At 45.5% G+C, this 20,675-nt stretch carries 16 protein-coding genes; 14 read left to right on the plus strand and 2 right to left on the minus strand.

The features are described 5' to 3' along the window. Positions 1 to 167: 167 nt before the first annotated feature. Positions 168 to 1,253: a chorismate synthase gene (aroC, locus tag R8N49_RS19195; RefSeq protein WP_031780893.1), complete on the plus strand. Its 1,086-nt coding sequence runs from the start codon at positions 168 to 170 to the stop codon at positions 1,251 to 1,253. Positions 1,254 to 1,476: 223 nt separating this feature from the next. Here aroC and R8N49_RS19200 read toward each other — a convergent pair whose 3' ends face one another. Then, positions 1,477 to 2,100, minus strand: a complete 624-nt coding sequence (locus R8N49_RS19200) for a trimeric intracellular cation channel family protein (protein WP_005380544.1) — start codon at positions 2,098 to 2,100, stop codon at positions 1,477 to 1,479. Positions 2,101 to 2,432: 332 nt separating this feature from the next. On the opposite strand from R8N49_RS19200, the gene R8N49_RS19205 reads away from it, so the two are divergent. From R8N49_RS19205 to R8N49_RS19215, 3 genes are all read left to right on the plus strand, one after another. After that, complete coding sequence (locus tag R8N49_RS19205; RefSeq protein WP_186584747.1) at positions 2,433 to 2,963, plus strand: elongation factor P hydroxylase; 531 nt, start codon at positions 2,433 to 2,435, stop codon at positions 2,961 to 2,963. Positions 2,964 to 2,988: 25 nt separating this feature from the next. Continuing rightward, a complete protein-coding gene (locus R8N49_RS19210; RefSeq protein WP_017635933.1) occupies positions 2,989 to 3,252 on the plus strand; it encodes a YfcL family protein in 264 nt (87 codons plus the stop codon). 146 nt (positions 3,253 to 3,398) lie between these two features. Beyond that, complete coding sequence (locus R8N49_RS19215) at positions 3,399 to 3,923, plus strand: NADPH-dependent FMN reductase (RefSeq protein ID WP_149192448.1); 525 nt, start codon at positions 3,399 to 3,401, stop codon at positions 3,921 to 3,923. A gap of 75 nt (positions 3,924 to 3,998) precedes the next feature. Here R8N49_RS19215 and mnmC read toward each other — a convergent pair whose 3' ends face one another. Further along, positions 3,999 to 6,017, minus strand: a complete 2,019-nt coding sequence (gene mnmC / locus R8N49_RS19220; RefSeq protein ID WP_186584749.1) for a bifunctional tRNA (5-methylaminomethyl-2-thiouridine)(34)-methyltransferase MnmD/FAD-dependent 5-carboxymethylaminomethyl-2-thiouridine(34) oxidoreductase MnmC — start codon at positions 6,015 to 6,017, stop codon at positions 3,999 to 4,001. A gap of 128 nt (positions 6,018 to 6,145) precedes the next feature. On the opposite strand from mnmC, the gene fabB reads away from it, so the two are divergent. The 10 genes from fabB (at position 6,146) to purF (ending at position 20,560) form a co-directional block, all read left to right on the plus strand. Next, positions 6,146 to 7,357, plus strand: coding sequence for a beta-ketoacyl-ACP synthase I (gene fabB, locus R8N49_RS19225; RefSeq protein WP_005380557.1), 1,212 nt, complete (start codon positions 6,146 to 6,148; stop codon positions 7,355 to 7,357). Positions 7,358 to 7,697: 340 nt separating this feature from the next. Next, entirely contained in the window at positions 7,698 to 8,831 is a 1,134-nt protein-coding gene (locus R8N49_RS19230) for a 4-phosphoerythronate dehydrogenase (RefSeq protein WP_005380560.1), read from the plus strand. Then, positions 8,828 to 9,841, plus strand: coding sequence for an aspartate-semialdehyde dehydrogenase (locus tag R8N49_RS19235; protein ID WP_005380562.1), 1,014 nt, complete (start codon positions 8,828 to 8,830; stop codon positions 9,839 to 9,841). Before R8N49_RS19230 ends, R8N49_RS19235 begins: the two co-directional genes overlap by 4 nt. A gap of 197 nt (positions 9,842 to 10,038) precedes the next feature. Beyond that, the gene (locus R8N49_RS19240; RefSeq protein ID WP_318190048.1) at positions 10,039 to 14,478 is read left to right on the plus strand and encodes a FimV/HubP family polar landmark protein; all 4,440 of its coding nucleotides are present in this window, start codon (positions 10,039 to 10,041) and stop codon (positions 14,476 to 14,478) included. Positions 14,479 to 14,620: 142 nt separating this feature from the next. Then, the gene (gene truA, locus R8N49_RS19245) at positions 14,621 to 15,415 is read left to right on the plus strand and encodes a tRNA pseudouridine(38-40) synthase TruA (RefSeq protein WP_017820799.1); all 795 of its coding nucleotides are present in this window, start codon (positions 14,621 to 14,623) and stop codon (positions 15,413 to 15,415) included. A 197-nt stretch (positions 15,416 to 15,612) separates the two neighbouring features. Next, complete coding sequence (accD, locus tag R8N49_RS19250) at positions 15,613 to 16,539, plus strand: acetyl-CoA carboxylase, carboxyltransferase subunit beta (RefSeq protein WP_318190049.1); 927 nt, start codon at positions 15,613 to 15,615, stop codon at positions 16,537 to 16,539. 46 nt (positions 16,540 to 16,585) lie between these two features. Continuing rightward, positions 16,586 to 17,848, plus strand: a complete 1,263-nt coding sequence (gene folC / locus R8N49_RS19255; RefSeq protein ID WP_017820798.1) for a bifunctional tetrahydrofolate synthase/dihydrofolate synthase — start codon at positions 16,586 to 16,588, stop codon at positions 17,846 to 17,848. 14 nt (positions 17,849 to 17,862) lie between these two features. After that, on the plus strand, positions 17,863 to 18,456 hold the full coding sequence (locus R8N49_RS19260) for an SPOR domain-containing protein (RefSeq protein ID WP_017820797.1): 594 nt from the start codon (positions 17,863 to 17,865) through the stop codon (positions 18,454 to 18,456). A gap of 61 nt (positions 18,457 to 18,517) precedes the next feature. Further along, positions 18,518 to 19,009 (plus strand): CvpA family protein, encoded by a 492-nt coding sequence (locus tag R8N49_RS19265; protein WP_005380590.1) that lies wholly within the window; start codon positions 18,518 to 18,520, stop codon positions 19,007 to 19,009. A 36-nt stretch (positions 19,010 to 19,045) separates the two neighbouring features. Then, positions 19,046 to 20,560, plus strand: coding sequence for an amidophosphoribosyltransferase (gene purF / locus R8N49_RS19270; protein ID WP_005380592.1), 1,515 nt, complete (start codon positions 19,046 to 19,048; stop codon positions 20,558 to 20,560). Positions 20,561 to 20,675: the final 115 nt, after the last annotated feature.

The raw sequence follows: 20,675 nt of genomic DNA on the forward strand, positions 1-20,675 counted from the left end.
CTAAACATCAAAACACCGAGCTTTATGCTCGGTGTTTTTTTATGCATACCTCGCCGATATTAACTCTTTACATCAAAACGTAATAAAGCCACTATGAATCCACGAAGAATTGGAAAGCAGCTATGCTCTGTTTTGAGAGAGCGTGGCGATAAAAACTTGAGGAAGTAATGGCAGGAAACAGTATCGGACAACATTTCCGAGTGACGACATTCGGGGAAAGTCACGGTATCGCACTGGGATGTATCGTAGACGGATGTCCTCCGGGGTTGGAAATTACAGAAGCAGATCTACAAATTGATCTCGACCGCCGTCGTCCAGGCACATCACGTTACACCACACAACGTCGTGAACCGGATGAAGTTAAAATTCTTTCTGGCGTTTTTGAAGGCAAAACCACGGGCACATCGATCGGTTTGCTAATTGAAAACACCGATCAGCGCTCAAAAGACTACTCTGACATCAAAGATAAGTTCAGACCGGGTCATGCTGATTACACTTACCACCAAAAATATGGCATCCGCGACTATCGCGGTGGCGGCCGTTCTTCAGCTCGTGAAACCGCAATGCGTGTGGCTGCTGGTGCAATCGCGAAGAAATACTTAAAAGATGAGTTTGGTGTTGAGATTCGTGCTTACTTGTCACAAATGGGTGATGTATCTATCGACAAGGTAGATTGGAACGAAATCGAGAACAATGCATTCTTCTGCCCTGATGCTGACAAAGTAGAAGCATTTGACCAACTTATCCGTGACCTGAAAAAAGAAGGCGACTCTATTGGCGCAAAAATCCAGGTTGTGGCAACTAACGTGCCTGTTGGTCTTGGGGAACCCGTATTTGACCGTTTGGATGCAGACATCGCGCACGCACTAATGAGCATCAACGCGGTGAAAGGCGTAGAAATCGGAGACGGTTTCGAGGTTGTAAACCAAAAAGGCAGTCAGCACCGTGATACGCTTGCTCCTGAAGGTTTTGGTAGTAATCATGCGGGTGGCATTCTTGGTGGTATCTCGACTGGTCAAGACATTGTCGCAAACATTGCGCTTAAGCCAACATCAAGTATCACTGTGCCGGGTGAGACCATCACAAAAGAAGGTGAACCAACTCAGTTGATCACCAAAGGTCGTCATGACCCATGTGTTGGTATTCGTGCTGTGCCTATCGCAGAAGCGATGCTGGCAATTGTGGTGATGGATCATTTACTACGCCACCGTGGTCAAAACCATGGCGTAACAACTGAAACACCGAAGATTTAAGAGCTTTGTGTCATTCCAGCGAGCTATAGCGAGACTAGGAATCTAATTTCAGCACGATGAAAAGAGAAAGAAACATCTCTGACGACAGAGTGCTCGGATAATAGATCCTGAATCATGCTCCTTCGTCGCTGTTCAGGATGACTGAATATAAAATTATGCCACTCACTGAATCGCGGGTGGCACAATTTTATCAGGCAACCTTTTTTGTTTAAGTAGTTTTTGCTTAATGAATCGAGCCTTCGGTTTCCAAATGGAAAGAAGGCAGACGCCACTTAAAGCGTACCGCAGCCATACGCAACATGTAACCAGTAACCAGTGTAATAATAGTGGCAGTGACATCGGGAACATTGAATTCTAATAGCGCTAAGTACATTCCTGATGCGATAAGAGCGACAGAAGCGTAAAGCTCTTCATGCAGTACCAATGGTGTTTGGCGACAGATTAAGTCACGAAGTAGCCCACCGAATACACCAGTTACTAACGCTGAAACCATACAAATACCAGGGTGCAAGCCCATGCCCATCGCAATTTTTGTTCCGATGATACTAAACACGATTAAACCTAATGCATCGAGGCGAATGAACAGACCTTTCAGCTTAATCACCCATTTCGCTAAACCTGTTGTTAGCACACCTGCAACACACGTAATTGCAAGGAACTCTGGGTTTTTTACCCAACCAAGAGGGTAGTGGCCTAATAGAATGTCACGTACGGTGCCACCACCAATGGCCGTTGCGCTGGCCACCAACATAACACCAAACCAGTCCATCTTTCTTCTACCAGCACTTAACGCACCTGTCATGGCTTCAGCCGTGATACCAATGATATACAACACACTTAGCAACATAGGGAAACACTCAACGTAAAAAGTCACTACGTTCTACGAGAATCAGCGTAGGCGAAGTAACAACACTTACAAACGGTTCTATCTCTCTTAAAAAGTGATTAAAACCAGCAACATGCTTGTAATCAAACGGCTTCAAAATAGCGGTTTGAACGGCATCAAAATAAGGCGAGAGTGTAGTGGTAAATAAGTACGCTGACGAATGAGAAATTGTATGGAGAAAGCGACCTTCAGATAAATTCAACTAATAACCAAAAATGTGGGGGTGCCTTTACCTCATAACTAAAAACAGCGACAATATGCAGCGCATGTCAAACTGAAGTACAAACTCGACGATGACCCACGAATACCAAGACTTAATCACCATTTTTAATGACACCTTTTTAGAACAATTTAATACGAAATTAGAGTTAGGTGGTGATGAGCCTATTTATCTTCCTGCTGATGATGAACACCCTCATCATCGGATTATTTTTGCTCGGGGTTTTTACGCCTCTGCTTTACACGAGATTTCGCATTGGTGTGTGGCTGGTCCAGAGCGTCGTTTGCTGGAAGATTTTGGTTATTGGTATGAACCTGATGGGCGAACAGCAGAAGTTCAAGAGGAGTTTGAGAAAGTTGAAGTGCGACCTCAAGCTTATGAATGGATTCTGGCACAAAGCGCTGGCTTCCCTTTTACGGTGAGTTGTGACAATCTACACGGCGATTTTGAACCAGATAGGCTCGGCTTTATGAAAAAAGTGCATAAAGAAGTGCTAGGTATTTTGGACGTTGGCTTGCCTTTGCGAGTGAAAATGCTTTCTGATGCCCTGCGCGCATTTTATCAAACTAAGCCACTGGAAGCGTCGGACTTTTGCGTTAAATAACCACTAATAACCTCAGAGATACACCATGATTATTGAATTTGAAGAAAAACTACTGGAACTGATTGATGCTCGAATTGAAACAGCATCTGACGATGAATTGTTTGCTGGTGGTTATTTACGTGGTCACATCTCTTTATCCGCGGCGTCTTGTGAAGAAGAAGGGATTAGCGATATTACTGAGCTGAAGTCACGCATTGAGAGCAGCTTAGAAAATGCGCGTACCGAGTTAAGCCCGGCCGATCGCGTGATTGTCAGTGATTTGTGGCAAGAGCTCCAGGCTCAGGCTTAGTCCCTAAGCAGCGTTCTCCCTTTATTTAATCCTAGTCATTTACTACTTCGAAAAATTCGAACCTCTCCATAAAATTTTTGTGGTTGTAGCGAAACTGTTCAACTTTTATTCTGATCAGCATAAAACGTGAACAAAGGATTACAACCATGAAAATTGTCGCATTTGGTGCATCTACCAGCTCTACCTCAATCAACAAACTACTTGCTACATACGCAGCAAATCAAGTCGAAGGCGCTCAAGTGAATGTTCTAGACTTAAACGATTATCAAGCGCCAATGTTTAGCGAGGACAAAGAGAAAGAAATAGGTCAAGCTGAAGGGGCTGTCGCGTTTTTACGTGACTTGGCGGAGGCTGACGCTCTCGTTGTCTCCTTCGCAGAGCACAACGGTTCGTACCCAGCGGCCTATAAAAACTTGTTCGATTGGGCGACGCGCATTGAGCGTAATGTATTTCAAAACAAACCTGTCGTTTATTTAGCAACTTCCCCAGGTCCCAGTGGTGCGCAAAGTGTTCTTGCGGCGGCGACAGGTTCTGCACAATTTTTTGGCGCGGATGTAAAGGCATCGTTATCTGTGCCGAGCTTCTACGAAAATTTTGACGTGGAATCGGGTAAGGTTGTAAACCCAGAAGTGGCAGAGCAAGTGAAACAGGCAGTTGCACTGCTGAAGTAATCTCAGTACGAGCGACTTAATGAGTTAGCGATTCCCGACACGTATCTGTGTCGGGAATCAAAACAGAGAATACTCTTACAGCTCGGTAATGGCTTTGCCTTTTCTTAGTTTACGAACCCACATTCGACTTGGGTGAAGTTCGGTCAATACATCAACCGGTAATGGCAGCGGGTCCCCACAGATCTGGGAGGCCAACACTTCAGCTAATAATGGTGCAGAGCTCAGTCCACGAGATCCTAAACCTAAGAAGCAGAATAGGTTAGGGTACTGATGAATGGTTTCTACCTCTTCTTCTTTTTGATTTTGTAAGTTGGCGTATTGCGTTTTGATCGTCTCAAAGTCACCCACATTTCCGACAAATGGTAAGTGATCTCGGCTAACACAACGAATACCTTGGCGAGATTGATTACCAGTGATATCTACCTCTTTTGCCCATGTTTGATTCGGTACACATTTCACTAGCTTTTCCGCATTATCTTTTTGGGCGTTTTCATCAAATTCGTAGTCAAGGTGACTGCGGTCGTAGCTTGCACCGATACACAAGTGTTGATTACTTGGGTTAACAGGTGTCATGTAACCGTCGTAACACAACACCGTTTTCAGCTGACTCAGCGTTTCGGTTGCTGGCGCATGACTGACTTGTCCTTTCACTTGTCCCATTGGTAGGGAAGCGGTTTGACTCAATGTCTGGAACTCATGGCCGTTCGCAATTACAACCGTTGAGTGCTCAAATGTTTGACCACTCGCCGTTAGTAGCCAGAGCTGACGCTTTTCATCCCAATCTAATGCCTCAACAAGATGTTCAAACTTCGTTGAGAGTAACGACGTCTTCTCCAATTGTTTAATTAACCCACGCGTTAACTCGGCAGGGCACAGCCACCCTCCCATTGGGTAGTGCACAGACGCCATATCAATAGGTAACCCGATAGTGTTCGCAGTTTCCTCGGCGGACAGCTTTTGAATGAGCTCTGGAGTGAAGTTACCCGCAAGTATTTTCTCCAGTTTGTCTGTGGATTTGTCATCCCACATCAACTGAGTTACGCCACACCATCCATGATCAAAATCGATCTCTTGTGCTGCTTGTTCAACAAACTGACGTGCGAACAAAAATGCAGGAGCAAACACTCGTGAAACACCCGTGTGCGGGCCATTAAGCAGTGGATAAACGGCTCCTTGTCGATTGCCTGAAGCTCCTTTGGCTGGTTGTTTGTCTTTACAGTAAAGGGTGACGTTTTGGCCACGACGAACTAACGTTTTCGCTAACGCCGCGCTGGCTATACCACCACCAATGATGGCAATCGAATCAAGATTGCTAGATGCTGAGCGATTGAACCAAGGGAGATGGTTCGACTGCTTTTCACGTTGCTCCATAGAGCCGGCGATCATTTCTCGCTTAGTGCCGAAACCTTTCACCTTTTTCATTGTAAAGCCAGCTTCGTTCAAACCACGACGTACAAAGCCTGCTGCGGTAAACGTGGCAACTGTACAATCTTGCTTGGCTAGCTTTGCCATGTTGTTGAACAGGCCTTGGTTCCACATTTCTGGGTTTTTGCTTGGCGCGAATCCATCTAAGAACCAAGTATCAATCAAACCTTGTTCGTTGTATGGAACTTGCGGCATGCAGTCTTTAATGTCACCAAACCAAAGGTCGAGTGTGATTGCGCCGTCTTCTAAAACAATGCGATGACACTCCGGCACAGCGGCAGGGTAGTGCTTTTGTAACTTTTCCGCGTACTCAGCTAGCTCAGGCCAAGCTTCATGCGCCTTCTTTAAATCGGCTTTGCTTAATGGGTATTTTTCAAAGCTAATAAAATGCAGCTCTTTCAATGTTGCGTCCGGATGCTGACGACGAAACTCACTAAACCACTGGCATACTGCTAAGAAGTTTAATCCCGTGCCAAATCCTGTTTCACCAATGACAAAACGTCTTTGGTCAAATTCCTGCCATCTTTCTGGGAGATGATTTTGTTTTAAGAAAACGTAGCGTGTCTCTTCAAGACCGTTTACGTTAGAGAAGTAAACATCATCAAATTGGTCTGAAACCGGAGTACCAGCTTCGTTCCAACCAAGTTCTGCGTTTTTTATTGAAGTCATAATGGTGCAAATTTGTGATTTGGCGCGGTAAGAATGGGGCGATTGTACGAATTTATGGGAAAGCTGACCACTTTTGTTGACTATCTTAGTTATCATCTAGCGGATTTTTGAATTATAGGAATGTCATAATGAAACGAGTCGTAATCACCGGTATGGGTATTGTTTCAAGTATCGGTAACAACGTCGAAGAAGTTCTAGCGTCTCTTAAAGCGGGCAAATCTGGCATCACTGCATCTGAGCAGTTCAAAGAACACGGTCTTCGTTCGCAAGTATGGGGTGACCTAAAAATCAACCCGGCGGAACACATCGACCGTAAGCAGATGCGCTTTATGGGTGATGCGGCTGCTTATGCATACCTATCAATGGAGCAGGCAATCGCAGACGCTGGTCTTACAGAAGAGCAGGTTTCAAACGATCGTACCGGTATCGTTGCAGGTTCTGGCGGTGCTTCTGCATACAATCAAACGGTAGCGACAGACACGATGCGCGCCAAAGGCGTAAAGCGAGTTGGTCCTTACATGGTTCCTCGTACTATGTCTTCTACTGTTTCTGCTTGTCTTGCTACGCCATTTAAGATTCGTGGCGTGAACTACTCAATGAGCTCTGCATGTGCAACATCTGCACACTGTATCGGCCATGCTATGGAGCTTATTCAACTAGGCAAACAAGATATTGTTTTTGCTGGTGGCGGCGAAGAGCTAGATTGGTCTCAAACTATGATGTTTGATGCGATGGGCGCACTGTCAACCAAATACAATGACACGCCAGACAAAGCATCTCGTACATACGATGCAGACCGTGACGGTTTTGTTATCTCGGGCGGCGGCGGCATGCTGGTTATTGAAGAACTAGAGCACGCACTGGCACGTGGTGCGAAAATCTACGGTGAAATCGTAGGTTACGGTGCGACATCAGATGGCTACGACATGGTAGCGCCATCAGGTGAAGGCGCAATTCGTTGTATGAAGATGGCGATGCAAGACGTTGATGGTGTGGATTACATCAACACGCACGGCACATCGACACCAGTTGGTGACGTGAAAGAGCTTGGTGCTATCCAACAATTGTTTGGTGAGAACAGCCCTGCAATCTCTGCAACAAAAGCAATGACTGGCCACGCACTCGGCGCAGCGGGCGTGCACGAAGCAATTTACTCAACACTTATGCTAGACAAAAACTTCATTGCTCCAAGCATCAATATTTCAAACTTGGACGAAGCAGCACAAGGTCTGGACATCGTGACAGAAGCACGTGATGCAGAGCTAACGACCGTAATGTCAAACAGCTTTGGCTTTGGCGGCACAAACGCAACTTTGGTTATTAAAAAGTACCAAGGTTAACTGAATTTGTTGGCGCCTTGCGAGAGTACTGTAAACGCCAACAATCCAGTTTCCAGAGCTTGATCAGTCACACTGATCGAACAGACGCAGACTCTATCCCATGGAGAGCGGGATAGGATCCTTTTGTTCTGGAACTTTGCCCGGCTATTTAGCCGGGCTTTTTCTTTTCTCTGTTTCTGCTTTTCTCTAGGCTTCCCGTCAATCGATTCTATAGGAGTTACCTCCTTGAGGTTTATTGGTGTTATATCTTGAGATTTTTCGGGAAAAGGGCACAATCGCTTTAGTTTCGCATCTTGCGAATAAACGAACTCTTACAAATGGATGTTAGAACGCTGGCGCTATGAAAATTATTGTTGATGAAAATATGCCGTATGCTGAAGAACTATTCAGCCAACTCGGTAACGTAATTCTAAAACCAGGTCGTACACTGACCGCCGATGATTTAGTGGATGTTGATGCCCTAATGATTCGCTCAGTCACCAAAGTGAATGCTGACCTGATCAGCAAAGCAAACAAGCTGAAGTTTGTTGGTACGGCCACGGCAGGCATGGATCATGTTGACCAAGCACTCTTAAAAGAGAAAGGCATTTTCTTCACTGCGGCGCCAGGGTGTAACAAAGTGGGTGTGGCGGAATACGCGTTCAGCGTGATGATGGTGCTCGCTCAGCAACAAGGTTTCTCGGTATTTGACAAGACGGTAGGTATTATTGGTGCAGGCCAAGTAGGTAGCTACCTAGAGAAATGTTTGAAAGGCATGGGTATTAAAGTTCTCATCAATGACCCATTCAAACAAGAGGCTGGTGATCCTCGTAGCTTTACTCCGTTGACAGAACTGATTGAAAGCTCAGACATCATTACACTACATACGCCAATCACCAAAGATGGCCCATACCCAACGCATCATTTGATTGATGAGAAGGTATTAAATGGTCTCCGCAGCGATCAAATTTTGATTAACGCGGCTCGAGGTCCCATCGTTGACAACGCTGCTTTGAAGCAACGTCTTTTGAAAAACGATGGCTTTACAGCGGCACTTGACGTATTTGAATTTGAACCAGAGGTTGATATGGAGCTTCTGCCTCTGCTAGCATTCGCAACCCCTCACGTTGCAGGCTATGGTCTGGAAGGGAAAGCTCGCGGTACGACGATGATTTTCAACAGCTATTGTGAGTTCTTAAATAACGAATTACGTGCGCATGCCAGCGATTTACTGCCAACCGCGCCTGTTCCTACTATGGTATTGGACAGAGCTTGGGACGAAGCAACACTGCATAACATAACGCAGTTAATCTATGATGTGCGTAGAGATGACGCTCTTTTCCGCCGTGAAATCAGTAAGCCAGGCGCTTTTGACCTGATGCGTAAAAACTACTGGGATCGCCGTGAATACAGCGCTGTCACGCTAGTGGGTAACAAAACATGTAACCTTGCTCCATTAGCAGAACTAGGTTTTCAGATTGAGGTAAGTCAATGAGCCAGCAATATAATGTTGCCATTTTAGGTGCGACCGGTGCGGTCGGTGAAACAATTTTGGATGTGCTTCAAGAGCGCAAATTCCCAGTAGGCGAAATCTTCCTACTCGCGAGTGAGCGCAGCGAAGGCAAGACTTACCGCTTCAATGGTAAAACGGTACGCGTTCAAAACGTAGAAGAGTTCGATTGGTCTCAAGCGCATATCGCACTGTTTTCTGCTGGTGGTGAGCTATCAGCCAAGTGGGCTCCAATTGCCGCTGATGAAGGCGTGATTGTTATCGACAATACATCACACTTCCGTTACGAGTACGACATTCCTCTTGTTGTGCCAGAAGTAAACCCAGAAGCGATTGCAGAGTTTCGTAACCGTAACATCATTGCGAACCCGAACTGTTCAACCATCCAAATGTTGGTGGCACTAAAACCAATTCACGATGCGGTGGGCATTGAGCGTATTAACGTATCAACCTACCAATCGGTATCTGGTGCAGGCAAAGCGGGTATTGATGAGCTAGCAGGTCAAACGGCGAAGCTGCTAAACGGTCTGCCTGCAGACAAGAAGCAATTCTCTCAACAGATCGCGTTTAACTGTATTCCACAAATCGATCAGATGATGGAAAACGGCTACACCAAAGAAGAAATGAAAATGGTGTGGGAAACACAGAAGATCTTTAACGATCCATCAATCACAGTCAATCCAACGTGTGTACGTGTTCCTGTATTCTACGGTCACGCAGAAGCACTTCACATTGAGACTCGTTCACCTATCGATGCACAAGAAGTTGTTAACTTGCTTGAGCAAACAGACGGTATCGAAGTGTTCCACGGTGAAGACTTCCCTACACAAGTTCGCGATGCGGGCGGTAAAGACCATGTAATGGTTGGCCGTATCCGTAACGATATCAGCCATCATAGCGGCGTAAACCTGTGGGTTGTTGCTGATAACGTGCGTAAAGGCGCGGCAACTAACGCGGTGCAAATCGCAGAAGTTCTGATCCGCGATTACTACTAAGTCGCTTACAGTTCATTTCAAAGCCTCGCACAGTGCGAGGCTTTTTTGTACGAACGAAACAAAATAGTGTGAGATTAGTACGAATATGGCGAGAGCCACACATTTTTTATTCTCAACGCTATAGTTTTGCATGCGATATCCGATATATTTAACCGATCACCATTTCAAATTGTATTTAGCACAAAACTGAGCCTTCTATGCGTCAAAATTATAAGCGTTTGTTAGCAGCCCTTGTGTTGATGAGCGCGACTCAGACATCATCAGTGGTTCAAGCCGAAGGAATTCGTCTTGTTGGACCGTCTGGTGAAGTGCAATCATCTCCGAGCTATGCTGAAGATATTGAGCGAGCATTACCTGCTCCTCCTGCGAATACTCAACCGTCACGTTTCTTTGGTCCGACTGGTGAAAATCAAACACTATGGTCGATCGCTTCAGAATTACGACCTTCACGCGGTGTTACCGTTCAACAAACGCTTCTTGCCATTTACCGAATTAACCCTCAAGCGTTTGAGAACCAAAACATTCATGAATTGATCCCAGGGAGTCGGCTACGAGTACCTTCTTTAGAGCAAGTGCAAAGCGCGACCACAGCGCAAGCTGTTGCGATTATGAAGGCGCATGAAGCTAAGTTAAAACAGCCGAAGCCGACAAATAGAGCGACGCCAGCACAACGAGTCACCGAGCAACCAAAGCCACAAATTAAAGTAGAACCCAAGTCTGCGACTAAGCCAGAGACAGTGGCAGCAACGGAGCCAAAACCAACTCCGAAAACAATACCCGTCATCCCTGCGCCACCAGTAACCACCTCTCCGCAGGGTGAAAAGCAGGTCAGTGCGCTAAAGGACAAACTTCAAGGCTCACAAAGTGAATTAGAGTCATTAGAAGAGAAGAACCATCGTCTTCGATTGATGCTGTCAGAAGTGCAAAGCGAAGTCGAAACTTTGAAAAGCGAGTTGAATGACGAAGAACGCATTCGCTCAGAAGTCGAGAAGCTGCTTGCTGAAGAGCGCCAACGCCTTGCTGAACAACAGCGCATGCAACCAAGCACCATGGACAAAATTTTGTCTAATGGTTGGCTCGTTGGTCTTGCGGCATTAATTCCTGGTGCTTTGATTGCGTTGCTAGTTGTTATGCTTCTTGGCCGACGCTCTAAAGCGAAAGAGGAAGAAGCGGCTGCGCAGGAACAGCAAAACGTTGATCCTCTTGCGGCGCCAATCGGTTTAGCGGCGGCGGATGAGCTGGATGAAGAGCTCACGCTTGATGATGAATTGTTTGCAGATGAAGATATCAACGCACAGTCTTTACAAGAAGAGAAGTCAGATTTAGAAGAAGACGTCTTTGCTAACCTCGACGATGAAGAACTTGATTTCAATCTGGAAGGGGACGATGACCCATTTGCAGATATTGGCGATGACGGTGACCTAGATGTTGGTCTGGATGAGTTTGAGTCATCGAACAATGGTATCCAAGTCAACGGCGAAGAAAAGGCGCTTGGTTTAGAAGAAATGGAGCGAGCCTTAGATGAGGTTGCTCCAGAACTAGAAGTGCTCGATGACGATGAGTCTGGCTTCGATCTTTCGGATGATGCGAATGAGAAATCAGACTCGCTTTCAGACGACGCATTTGCCGAGTTACTTGCAGCCGATGAGCCGTCAGAAGAGTTACCAAGTGACACTGTCGACCAGGATATGCTTGATGACTTGTTTGCTGAACTTGGCAACGATGACTTCGATTTAGATACTGATGAGCCTGAGTTAAAACAGCCCGTTTCGGATGATGACTTTAGTGTAGGAGAGGCATCTGACGACGATATCGATAAGCTATTGGCCCAGTATGAACAACCGGCTAGTGAATCGGAAGTTCGAGAAGCTGACGCCAATGAAGGTCCTGTTCTAGATGAAAACAGTACAGAGCTACTCGATGAACTCATTGATTTTGATGAAGATGACACAGACGAGTTTGATCCACTAAACGAGCTAGAAGCAATCTCTGGTTTTGAAGGTGATGACTCGATCGAAGAGTTAGACGCAGATAGCACAGACTTACTGGACGAACTCATTGATGATGTTACCTCTGAACTTGATGAAGAGACTGAAGCTGATTTAGATCCGTTTGATGATCTGATTCGAGAGGACGAGAGCCCAGAGCAGAATAAATCGGAAGAGGAAGAGTTACTGAAATCACTTGGTTTTGGTGAGCCAGACGCCGACGAAAAGCCATCTCCCGTAGTTGGGTCAGAACAAACTCATGAAGATCAGGACATTGAGTCTGGGTTGGACATCGACGCTTTATTAAGTGAAAGCCAGCCAGACACGCAACAAGCTGTAGAAGATCAACCATTAACCGAGCCAGAGGCTGCCTCAGAGCCATTTAGCAGCGATGAATTTCTTGGTGATTTAGAGGACCTCTCACCAGAGAATGATCCTTTAATGAGCGAGCTAGACGACCTATTTGAGTCAGACAGTGAAGAACTTCTGCCAACAGAACAAGAAAAAGCGGATTTTTCTGCTGAACTTGACGCTCTATTTGATAGTGAAGACGATTTACCGCAGCAAGTTGAAAAAACACAAACGGAGATAGAGGAAGCTTCATCACTACAACAAGAGGCTACCGATACTGATTCAACACAAGAACCATCCGTGGAGTCCGATGCTGAGGTACAGCCTCACGTTGAGCAAGAGGAAGACATTCCAGCCTTCACGCCGACACCAAATACAATAGAAAATGAATTCGGTGTTCCACAAGAAGAAGATTGGCTACTGGATGAGCCTGAATTGGAGCCGGAAACTGAGTCGACCAACGATTCAGAAGAAGAATTCAATTTTGATGAGCTAGATCTTCCAGAATTCAGCGAAGAAGATGCTCTAGCATCTATGGCTGGCGAACCTGCGTTAGAAACGTCCGAGTCCGTTGAACCAGAACAAATTGAAGCCGACTTGCCAGCTGAGTCCGAAGAAGAGTTCAATTTTGACGAGCTGGATCTTCCTGAGTTTAGTGAAGAAGACGCATTGGCGTCCATGGCTGGCGAACCTGCGTTAGAAACGCCCGAGTCCGTTGAGCCAGAACAGGTTGAAGCAGACTTGCCAGCTGAATCAGAAGATGAATTCAATTTTGATGAGCTCGATTTGCCAGAGTTCAGTGAAGAAGATGCACTGGCGTCTATGGCTGGCGAACCTACGTTAGAAACGTCCGAGTCCGTTGAGCCAGAACAAGTTGAAGCCGACTTGCCAACTGAGTCCGAAGAAGAGTTCAATTTTGATGAGCTCGATTTGCCAGAGTTCAGTGAAGAAGATGCACTGGCGTCTATGGCTGGCGAACCTGCGTTAGAAACGTCCGAGTCCGTTGAACCAGAACAAGTTGAAGCCGACTTGCCAACTGAATCAGAAGATGAATTCAATTTTGATGAGCTAGATCTTCCTGAGTTTAGTGAAGAAGACGCATTGGCGTCTATGGCGGATGAGCCGGAGTTAGAAACGTCCGAGTCCGTTGAGCCAGAACAGGTTGAAGCAGACTTACCAGCTGAATCAGAAGATGAATTCAATTTTGATGAGCTGGATCTTCCTGAGTTTAGTGAAGAAGACGCATTGGCGTCTATGGTGGATGAGCCGGAGTTAGAAACGTCCGAGTCCATTGAACTAGAACAAGTTGAAGCCGACTTGCCAACTGAGTCCGAAGAAGAGTTCAATTTTGATGAGCTCGATTTGCCAGAGTTCAGCGAAGAAGATGCCTTGGCGTCGATGGAAGAAGAGCCAGAATTACCGAGCTCTGAGACTGCAGATATAGAACCAATCTCCGGTGAGGATGAAGAGTTAAGTTTTGACGACCAAGATCTTCCAGAGTTCAATGAGGAAGATGTTCTCGCGTCAATGAACGAGGGTGCTTCAGGGAGCCCTAAGGTTGAAGCAGAGACATCGAGACCAGCTATTCAAGCCGATAACGATCATGATGCTTTGTTTGAAGTATTTGCGCAGCAAAACGGCTTTGATACTGACCCAGAAGTGCAGCCAACAGCGACAGAGGGTGAGCCGCTCAGTAATTTGGATGATGAATCATCAATGGCTAACCTTCTTGCGGAAGACGCAAACTCAGAAGTATTTGAAGGTAAACTAGACAGTGACACCATCGCAAGTGCAGGTGTGGATTTTGAAACCATGCTTGATGTTGGAGATGATTGGGATGGCTTTAAACCCGCTGCTGATAACGTAAGTTCTACTGAAGAAGTGCCTGAGGACCAGCGTGATGTTTGGAATTCGAGTGATGCACTAAGTCAGCCAGAGATCGCGCAAGAAAACTGGGCAGAGCAAAGCGACTTGGATGACTTCGACCCGAAGAAAAATCAATTTATGACGATTGATGAATTGATGGCTCAGGTCGACAGAGAAGGTGGTGAGTTCGAAGAAGAAGACCTTAAGCTCGATGTCGGATTGAACGAGTTTCCAGATGTTATCGGTGAGATCGGCGATATTGACGTAGATAGCAATGCTGAAGCGGCTGGGAAACTGGATTTGGCTAAAATCTATCTCGAGATGAACGATTCTCAAGGGGCGATTAAACTACTAGAAGAGGCGATTGTTTACGGTGAGGATGATATTCGCCGCGAAGCAAAAAGCCTGATTGACGCCATTAATGGCCGATAAACCGAAACAAAAGGGTAGCGTTTGCTACCCTTTTTGTGTCCCGTTAGTAGGATGCTACCTTTATGTCACCCTTGGTGAAACTGGCAACTTGAGGTGACTTGAGTATATACTTCCCGCCCCATTTTAGAGTTCGAAGGTTAAGATGAGAATCGCATTAGGTATCGAGTACAACGGTACAAACTACTTTGGTTGGCAGCGCCAAAGAGAAGTGAAAAGTGTCCAAGAAGAGCTAGAGAAAGCATTGTCCGTCGTCGCTAATCACCCAGTTGAAGTTCAGTGTGCTGGTCGGACAGACGCAGGCGTGCATGGCACGGGACAAGTTGTGCACTTTGATACCAACGTTACTCGAAAAATGGTAGCTTGGACCATGGGCGCAAACGCGAACATGCCGAGCGATATAGCGGTTCGTTGGGCTCAAGAAGTTTCAGATGATTTCCATGCAAGATTCTCAGCGACAGCGCGCCGTTATCGTTACATTATTTTCAATCATGCTTTACGTCCAGGCATCTTAAACTCGGGGGTTAGTCACTATCATGGTGAGCTCGACGAGAAAAAAATGCATGAAGCAGGGCAGTTCCTACTCGGCGAAAATGATTTTACGTCGTTTCGCGCGGCGCATTGTCAGTCTCGCAGTCCATTTCGAAACTTGATGCATCTGAACGTTACGCGCCATGGAAACTATGTGGTTATTGATATTAAAGCCAATGCGTTCGTGCATCATATGGTTCGTAATATCACGGGTAGCTTGATAAAAGTTGGACGTGGCGAAGAGAGTCCTGAATGGATCAAGTGGTTATTAGACGCCAAAGATCGCAAAGTAGCGGGTGCGACAGCGAAAGCGGAAGGTCTGTACCTGGTAGATGTAGACTACCCAGAAGAGTTTGGGTTACCTGAAGTGCCGATCGGTCCACTGTTTTTACCAGATAATTTGAACTAATTTTACAAACTTATTTCAAAATATCGGTAGTGTTTATATTGAATGTGAACGGAAAACATACGCTATTTACGATATCAAAAATAGGTACAACCAGTTTTTTATCTACAGTAGCTGCAAGATATGGTTTAATCCGTCGGTATTATGTCGAATTTATATCTTTCGCAATGAAGCGGAAGAGTTGAGAGAAAAGGTCTTCCATGAGTTGGCTTGAAAAGATTTTAGAGAAAAGCAATCTAGTAAGTTCACGCAAAGCTTCTATCCCAGAAGGTGTGTGGACTAAATGTACCTCTTGTGAACAGGTTTTATACCATGCTGAACTAGAGCGTAACTTAGAAGTTTGTCCAAAGTGTAACCATCACATGCGTATGAAAGCGCGTCGTCGTTTGGAAAAATTTTTAGATGAAGGTAATCGAGTTGAATTAGGTTCCGAACTTGAGCCACAGGATAAACTGAAATTTAAAGATTCTAAGCGATACAAAGAGCGTATCTCTGCTGCACAAAAAAATAGCGGTGAGAAAGATGCGCTAGTTGTGATGCAGGGTGAATTGCTTGGTCTGCCGCTTGTGGCGTGTGCGTTTGAATTCTCCTTTATGGGTGGTTCAATGGGTTCAGTCGTTGGTGCTCGCTTTGTGAAAGCAGTGGATGCAGCCATTGAAAATAACTGTGCGCTTGTTTGTTTCTCAGCAAGTGGTGGTGCTCGTATGCAAGAGGCTTTAATGTCTCTTATGCAAATGGCAAAAACCAGTGCTGCGCTTGAGCGTTTATCAGAAAAAGGTCTGCCGTTTATTTCTGTTCTAACTGACCCTACAATGGGTGGTGTATCAGCAAGTTTGGCTATGTTAGGTGATATCAACATCGGTGAACCTAAGGCCCTCATTGGCTTTGCTGGTCGTCGTGTAATCGAGCAAACTGTACGTGAAGATCTTCCTGAAGGTTTCCAGCGTAGTGAGTTCCTACTTGATCACGGTGCTATTGATATGATCGTTGACCGTCGTGAAATGCGTCAGCGTGTGGGTGGTCTTATCGCTAAGATGACTAACCACAAGTCTCCTTTGGTGGTTTCGGTTAACGAATCTCCAAATGAAGAGCCATATTCTGTACCAGAAGCGGACGAAAAAGGGTAAAGTATCAACTAACATAAAAACCAAAGAATTTAATGGTTAAAGTTAGATGACCCAAAACCCAATTCCTCAAGCCACATCTTCATTAGAGATGTGGCTTGATTATTTAGCAAATATTCATTCCTCAGCAATTGATCTAGGCTTAGACCGTGTCCAAGCGGTAGCAAACAAAGCCAATCTTACCAAACCAGCTCCAACCGTAATCACCGTTGCCGGAACCAATGGCAAAGGCTCAACGTGTGCGTTAATGGAAGCCATTTTACTTGATGCTGGCTATTCAGTCGGTGTTTATAGTTCTCCGCACCTGATTCGTTACAACGAGCGTGTACGCATTAATGGCGTTGACGTTGTAGATGCCAAGCACTGTGAAGCATTCGATTATGTAGAAAAGCAGCGTGGTGATGTTAGCCTTAGCCTCTTTGAATTCGGTACGCTTGCTGCGCTACGTATTTTCCAAGTAGAGAAAGTTGACGTTGTCTTACTTGAAGTAGGACTTGGCGGCCGTCTAGACGCCACTAACGTTGTTGACCATGATGTTTCTGTTATTACGAGCTTAGCGATCGATCATGTGGATTGGCTTGGTGATGACATCAATGTTATTGGTTTTGAAAAAGCGGGCATTTACCGTTCAGGGAAGCCAGCAATTTGTGGTCAACCGACGCCACCAGCGACCGTGGCGGCTCATGCTGACGATATTGGTTCTGAGTTCTTCCAAGTAGGTATTCAGTACGATTACCAACTAACTGATAATGGTTGGAAATGGAGCAGTGGGGCATTTGAGTTAGAGGATTTACCAATCCCATCGCTACCATTACAAAATGCAGCCACTGCACTGATGGCACTAGGGGCTTCGGAATTGCAAATCACTGACATAAATATTGTCAATGGCTTGAATAATGCTCGTTTGGCGGGGCGTATGCAGGTACTGCATCACGAACCTGAAATAGTCCTTGATGTCGCTCATAACCCGCACTCTGCTGAGTATTTGGTAGAGAGAGTGAAGCAACAATATCTGGGTAAGAATATCCATATTGTGGTTGCAATGCTGCATGACAAGGACATTAAAGCAACCATTGAAGCTCTAACTCCAGTTGCAACACAATGGTATCCAGCGTCGCTTACTGGACCGAGAGCGGCGACCGCTGATGAATTGTGCCAATACTTACCTGATGGGCAAGTTCATTTTGAAAACCCTGTTGACGCCTTCGAGAGTGCGAGAAGCCACGCAAAGACAGGAGACGTTATTCTGGTGGTTGGCTCATTCCATACCGTCGGAGAGGTATTGGAACATTGGCAATCAAATAATAAATAAGTAAAGGTATTTTGATGGCAAGTAAATTCCAAAGTCGTTTAGTCGGCACCATCATTCTAGTCGCAGTCGGAGTCATTGTTCTTCCCGATGTGCTAGATGGTAAGAAACTGCACTACAAAGAAGAATTTGCCAGTATTCCTATCAAACCAGAACTTGATAGTGATGTGGAAAACTTCGAAATATTAGAGCCAGTGGAAGACGACATTACGTTACCGGATTCTCCGGTTGAAGCTGTAGTGCAAGAACGTGAGGATGCTCAAGTAGCCGTTTCTGAGCCCGAGCCAGCGCCAACATCTAAACCTGAGGTCATCAAACAACCAGAGCAAGTTGAGGTCGTCACTCGTCCTGTTCAAGAGAAAAATCAATATGAAGATTCAGCTTGGATCATTCAGTTGATGGCACTTAAGAATCACGAAAATGCTGTCGCGCTTGTCGCGGATTTGCAAAAGCGTGGTTATCAAGCTCACACAAAGAAAGAAAACGAGTTTACGAGAGTGATTGTTGGCCCTGATGTGTCAAAAAGTAAACTTGAACGACAAGTTCAAGAATTACAAAAAATTACAGGTTCAAAAGGTCAATTGCTTAAATTTAAGCCATTAAATCCATAAGAAAACGTTTGCGTCAGCATTTTTTCTGTTAAAATGCGCGCCAACTTAAGATGAAGAAAAGATGAATTGGATAGATTTTATCATTTTAGGTGTGATCGGATTTTCAGCTCTGATCAGTTTAGTTCGCGGTTTTGCTAAAGAAGCTTTGTCTTTGGTGATTTGGTTCGGAGCGTTTTTTATCTCCAGTAATTACTATGCCAAATTGGCGGTGTACTTCACCAACATCGAAGATGATATGTTTCGTAACGGAGCGGCGATTGCGGCGTTATTTGTCGCAACCTTGGTAGTTGGTGCAGTGGTGAATTACGTCATTGGTCAACTGGTACAAAAAACAGGGCTATCAGGTACGGACCGAATTCTCGGGATTGTATTTGGTGGTCTACGCGGAGTCTTAATTGTTTCTGCGGTGCTGTTTTTTATGGATGCGTTTACTGCATTCCCAAGCTCGGATTGGTGGAAAGATTCACAGTTGATCCCTGAGTTCAGCCGTATCATCGCCCCATTCTTCGAGCATTTACAAGCAACATCAAGTTTTCTGTCTGGCACTATCTAGTAGTGCCAGCTACTGTCGCAAATCGAGGATTAGGACATGTGTGGTATTGTTGGAATCGTGGGCACAACGCCTGTAAACCAGTCTATTTATGACGCGTTAACGGTGTTACAGCATCGTGGCCAAGATGCCGCTGGTATTTGTACCATAGAAAGCAATCGTTTTCGTCTGCGTAAGGCGAACGGTTTAGTCAAGGATGTATTTGAAGCAAGACACATGCAGCGCCTGCAAGGCGAGGTCGGAATTGGTCATGTTCGTTACCCTACAGCAGGCAGTTCAAGTGCTTCAGAAGCTCAACCTTTCTACGTAAACTCTCCTTTCGGTATTACACTTGCCCACAACGGTAACTTGACCAACGCTAACGAAGTTCGTCAGAAGCTGTTTGAAAAAGATCGCCGTCATATCAATACCACTTCAGACTCTGAAGTATTACTAAATGTACTGGCGCACGAAATTGACTCAGTAAAAGGAAATGTCACGACCGAAGACGTATTCCGCGCAGTCACCAATGTTCATCGCACAATTCGCGGTGCTTATGCTGTGACCGCCATGATCATTGGTCATGGTATGATTGCATTTCGTGACCCACACGGTATTCGCCCGCTGTGTTTAGGTAAGCGTGAAGTTAACGGCAGAGCAGAGTACATGGTTGCGTCTGAATCGGTGGCATTGGATGCGGTCGGTTTTGATTTCGTCCGTGATGTTGCACCTGGTGAAGCGATTTACGCAACGTTTGACGGTGAGCTTTACACGAAGCAGTGTGCAGATAATCCTAAGCTTAACCCTTGTATTTTCGAGTTCGTGTACTTTGCTCGTCCGGATTCGTTCATCGATAAAATTTCGGTATACAGCGCTCGCGTTGAAATGGGTAAAAAGCTGGGCGAACGTATTCGTGAAGATTACGCAAACCTTGATATCGATGTTGTCATTCCTATCCCTGAAACGTCTTGCGACATTGCACTGCAAATCGCTCAAGCGATCGATATCCCTTATCGCCAGGGTTTCGTGAAAAACCGTTATGTTGGACGTACGTTTATCATGCCTGGCCAGCAACAACGTAAGAAATCAGTACGTCGCAAGTTGAATGCTATTCGTTCGGAATTCAAAGGTAAGAATGTGTTGCTGGTGGATGACTCTATTGTTCGAGGTACAACGTCAGAGCAGATTATTGAGATGGCTCGTGATTCTGGTGCCAAGAAAGTGTACATGGTCTCAGCGGCTCCTGAAGTTCGTTTCCCGAACGTATACGGCATTGATATGCCAAGTGCTACAGAGCTTATTGCCCATGGCCGTGACAACGATACAATTTGTAAGCAGATTGGTGCCGATGCGCTTATTTATCAACGTCTAGAAGATTTGGTAGAGGCTGTAGGTCTTGGAAACCAAGACATTACTCAGTTCGATACTTCCGTGTTTAACGGCGAATACGTAACGGGTGATATCGACCAACAATACCTAGATTTCTTAGATGGTCTTCGTAATGATGATGCGAAAACACAACTTGAAATCCAACAGGATTTAGCAAACCTAGAGCTTCATAACGAAGGCGCATAGGATGCGCTTTCTTAAGTCGTAAAAAAACCAGAGCTTCGGCTCTAATGCCGTTCACTTAAGGTGAGCGGCATTGTTTTTTCTAGGGTATCGGCTTGGTTTTTTCTTAACGACTCTA

The organism is Vibrio sp. 1978, from assembly GCF_033344345.1.

What these genes read in the sequence shown, in the direction of transcription:
- truA (WP_017820799.1), top strand. Translation starts at nt 14,621, where the DNA reads ATGAGAATCGCATTAGGTATCGAGTACAACGGTACAAACTACTTTGGT.
- R8N49_RS19230 (WP_005380560.1), top strand. Translation starts at nt 7,698, where the DNA reads ATGAAAATTATTGTTGATGAAAATATGCCGTATGCTGAAGAACTATTC.
- R8N49_RS19210 (WP_017635933.1), top strand. Translation starts at nt 2,989, where the DNA reads ATGATTATTGAATTTGAAGAAAAACTACTGGAACTGATTGATGCTCGA.
- R8N49_RS19200 (WP_005380544.1), bottom strand. Translation starts at nt 2,100, where the DNA reads ATGTTGCTAAGTGTGTTGTATATCATTGGTATCACGGCTGAAGCCATG.
- folC (WP_017820798.1), top strand. Translation starts at nt 16,586, where the DNA reads ATGACCCAAAACCCAATTCCTCAAGCCACATCTTCATTAGAGATGTGG.
- mnmC (WP_186584749.1), bottom strand. Translation starts at nt 6,017, where the DNA reads ATGACTTCAATAAAAAACGCAGAACTTGGTTGGAACGAAGCTGGTACT.
- aroC (WP_031780893.1), top strand. Translation starts at nt 168, where the DNA reads ATGGCAGGAAACAGTATCGGACAACATTTCCGAGTGACGACATTCGGG.
- R8N49_RS19260 (WP_017820797.1), top strand. Translation starts at nt 17,863, where the DNA reads ATGGCAAGTAAATTCCAAAGTCGTTTAGTCGGCACCATCATTCTAGTC.
- accD (WP_318190049.1), top strand. Translation starts at nt 15,613, where the DNA reads ATGAGTTGGCTTGAAAAGATTTTAGAGAAAAGCAATCTAGTAAGTTCA.
- R8N49_RS19240 (WP_318190048.1), top strand. Translation starts at nt 10,039, where the DNA reads ATGCGTCAAAATTATAAGCGTTTGTTAGCAGCCCTTGTGTTGATGAGC.
- purF (WP_005380592.1), top strand. Translation starts at nt 19,046, where the DNA reads ATGTGTGGTATTGTTGGAATCGTGGGCACAACGCCTGTAAACCAGTCT.
- R8N49_RS19265 (WP_005380590.1), top strand. Translation starts at nt 18,518, where the DNA reads ATGAATTGGATAGATTTTATCATTTTAGGTGTGATCGGATTTTCAGCT.
- R8N49_RS19215 (WP_149192448.1), top strand. Translation starts at nt 3,399, where the DNA reads ATGAAAATTGTCGCATTTGGTGCATCTACCAGCTCTACCTCAATCAAC.
- R8N49_RS19205 (WP_186584747.1), top strand. Translation starts at nt 2,433, where the DNA reads ATGACCCACGAATACCAAGACTTAATCACCATTTTTAATGACACCTTT.
- fabB (WP_005380557.1), top strand. Translation starts at nt 6,146, where the DNA reads ATGAAACGAGTCGTAATCACCGGTATGGGTATTGTTTCAAGTATCGGT.
- R8N49_RS19235 (WP_005380562.1), top strand. Translation starts at nt 8,828, where the DNA reads ATGAGCCAGCAATATAATGTTGCCATTTTAGGTGCGACCGGTGCGGTC.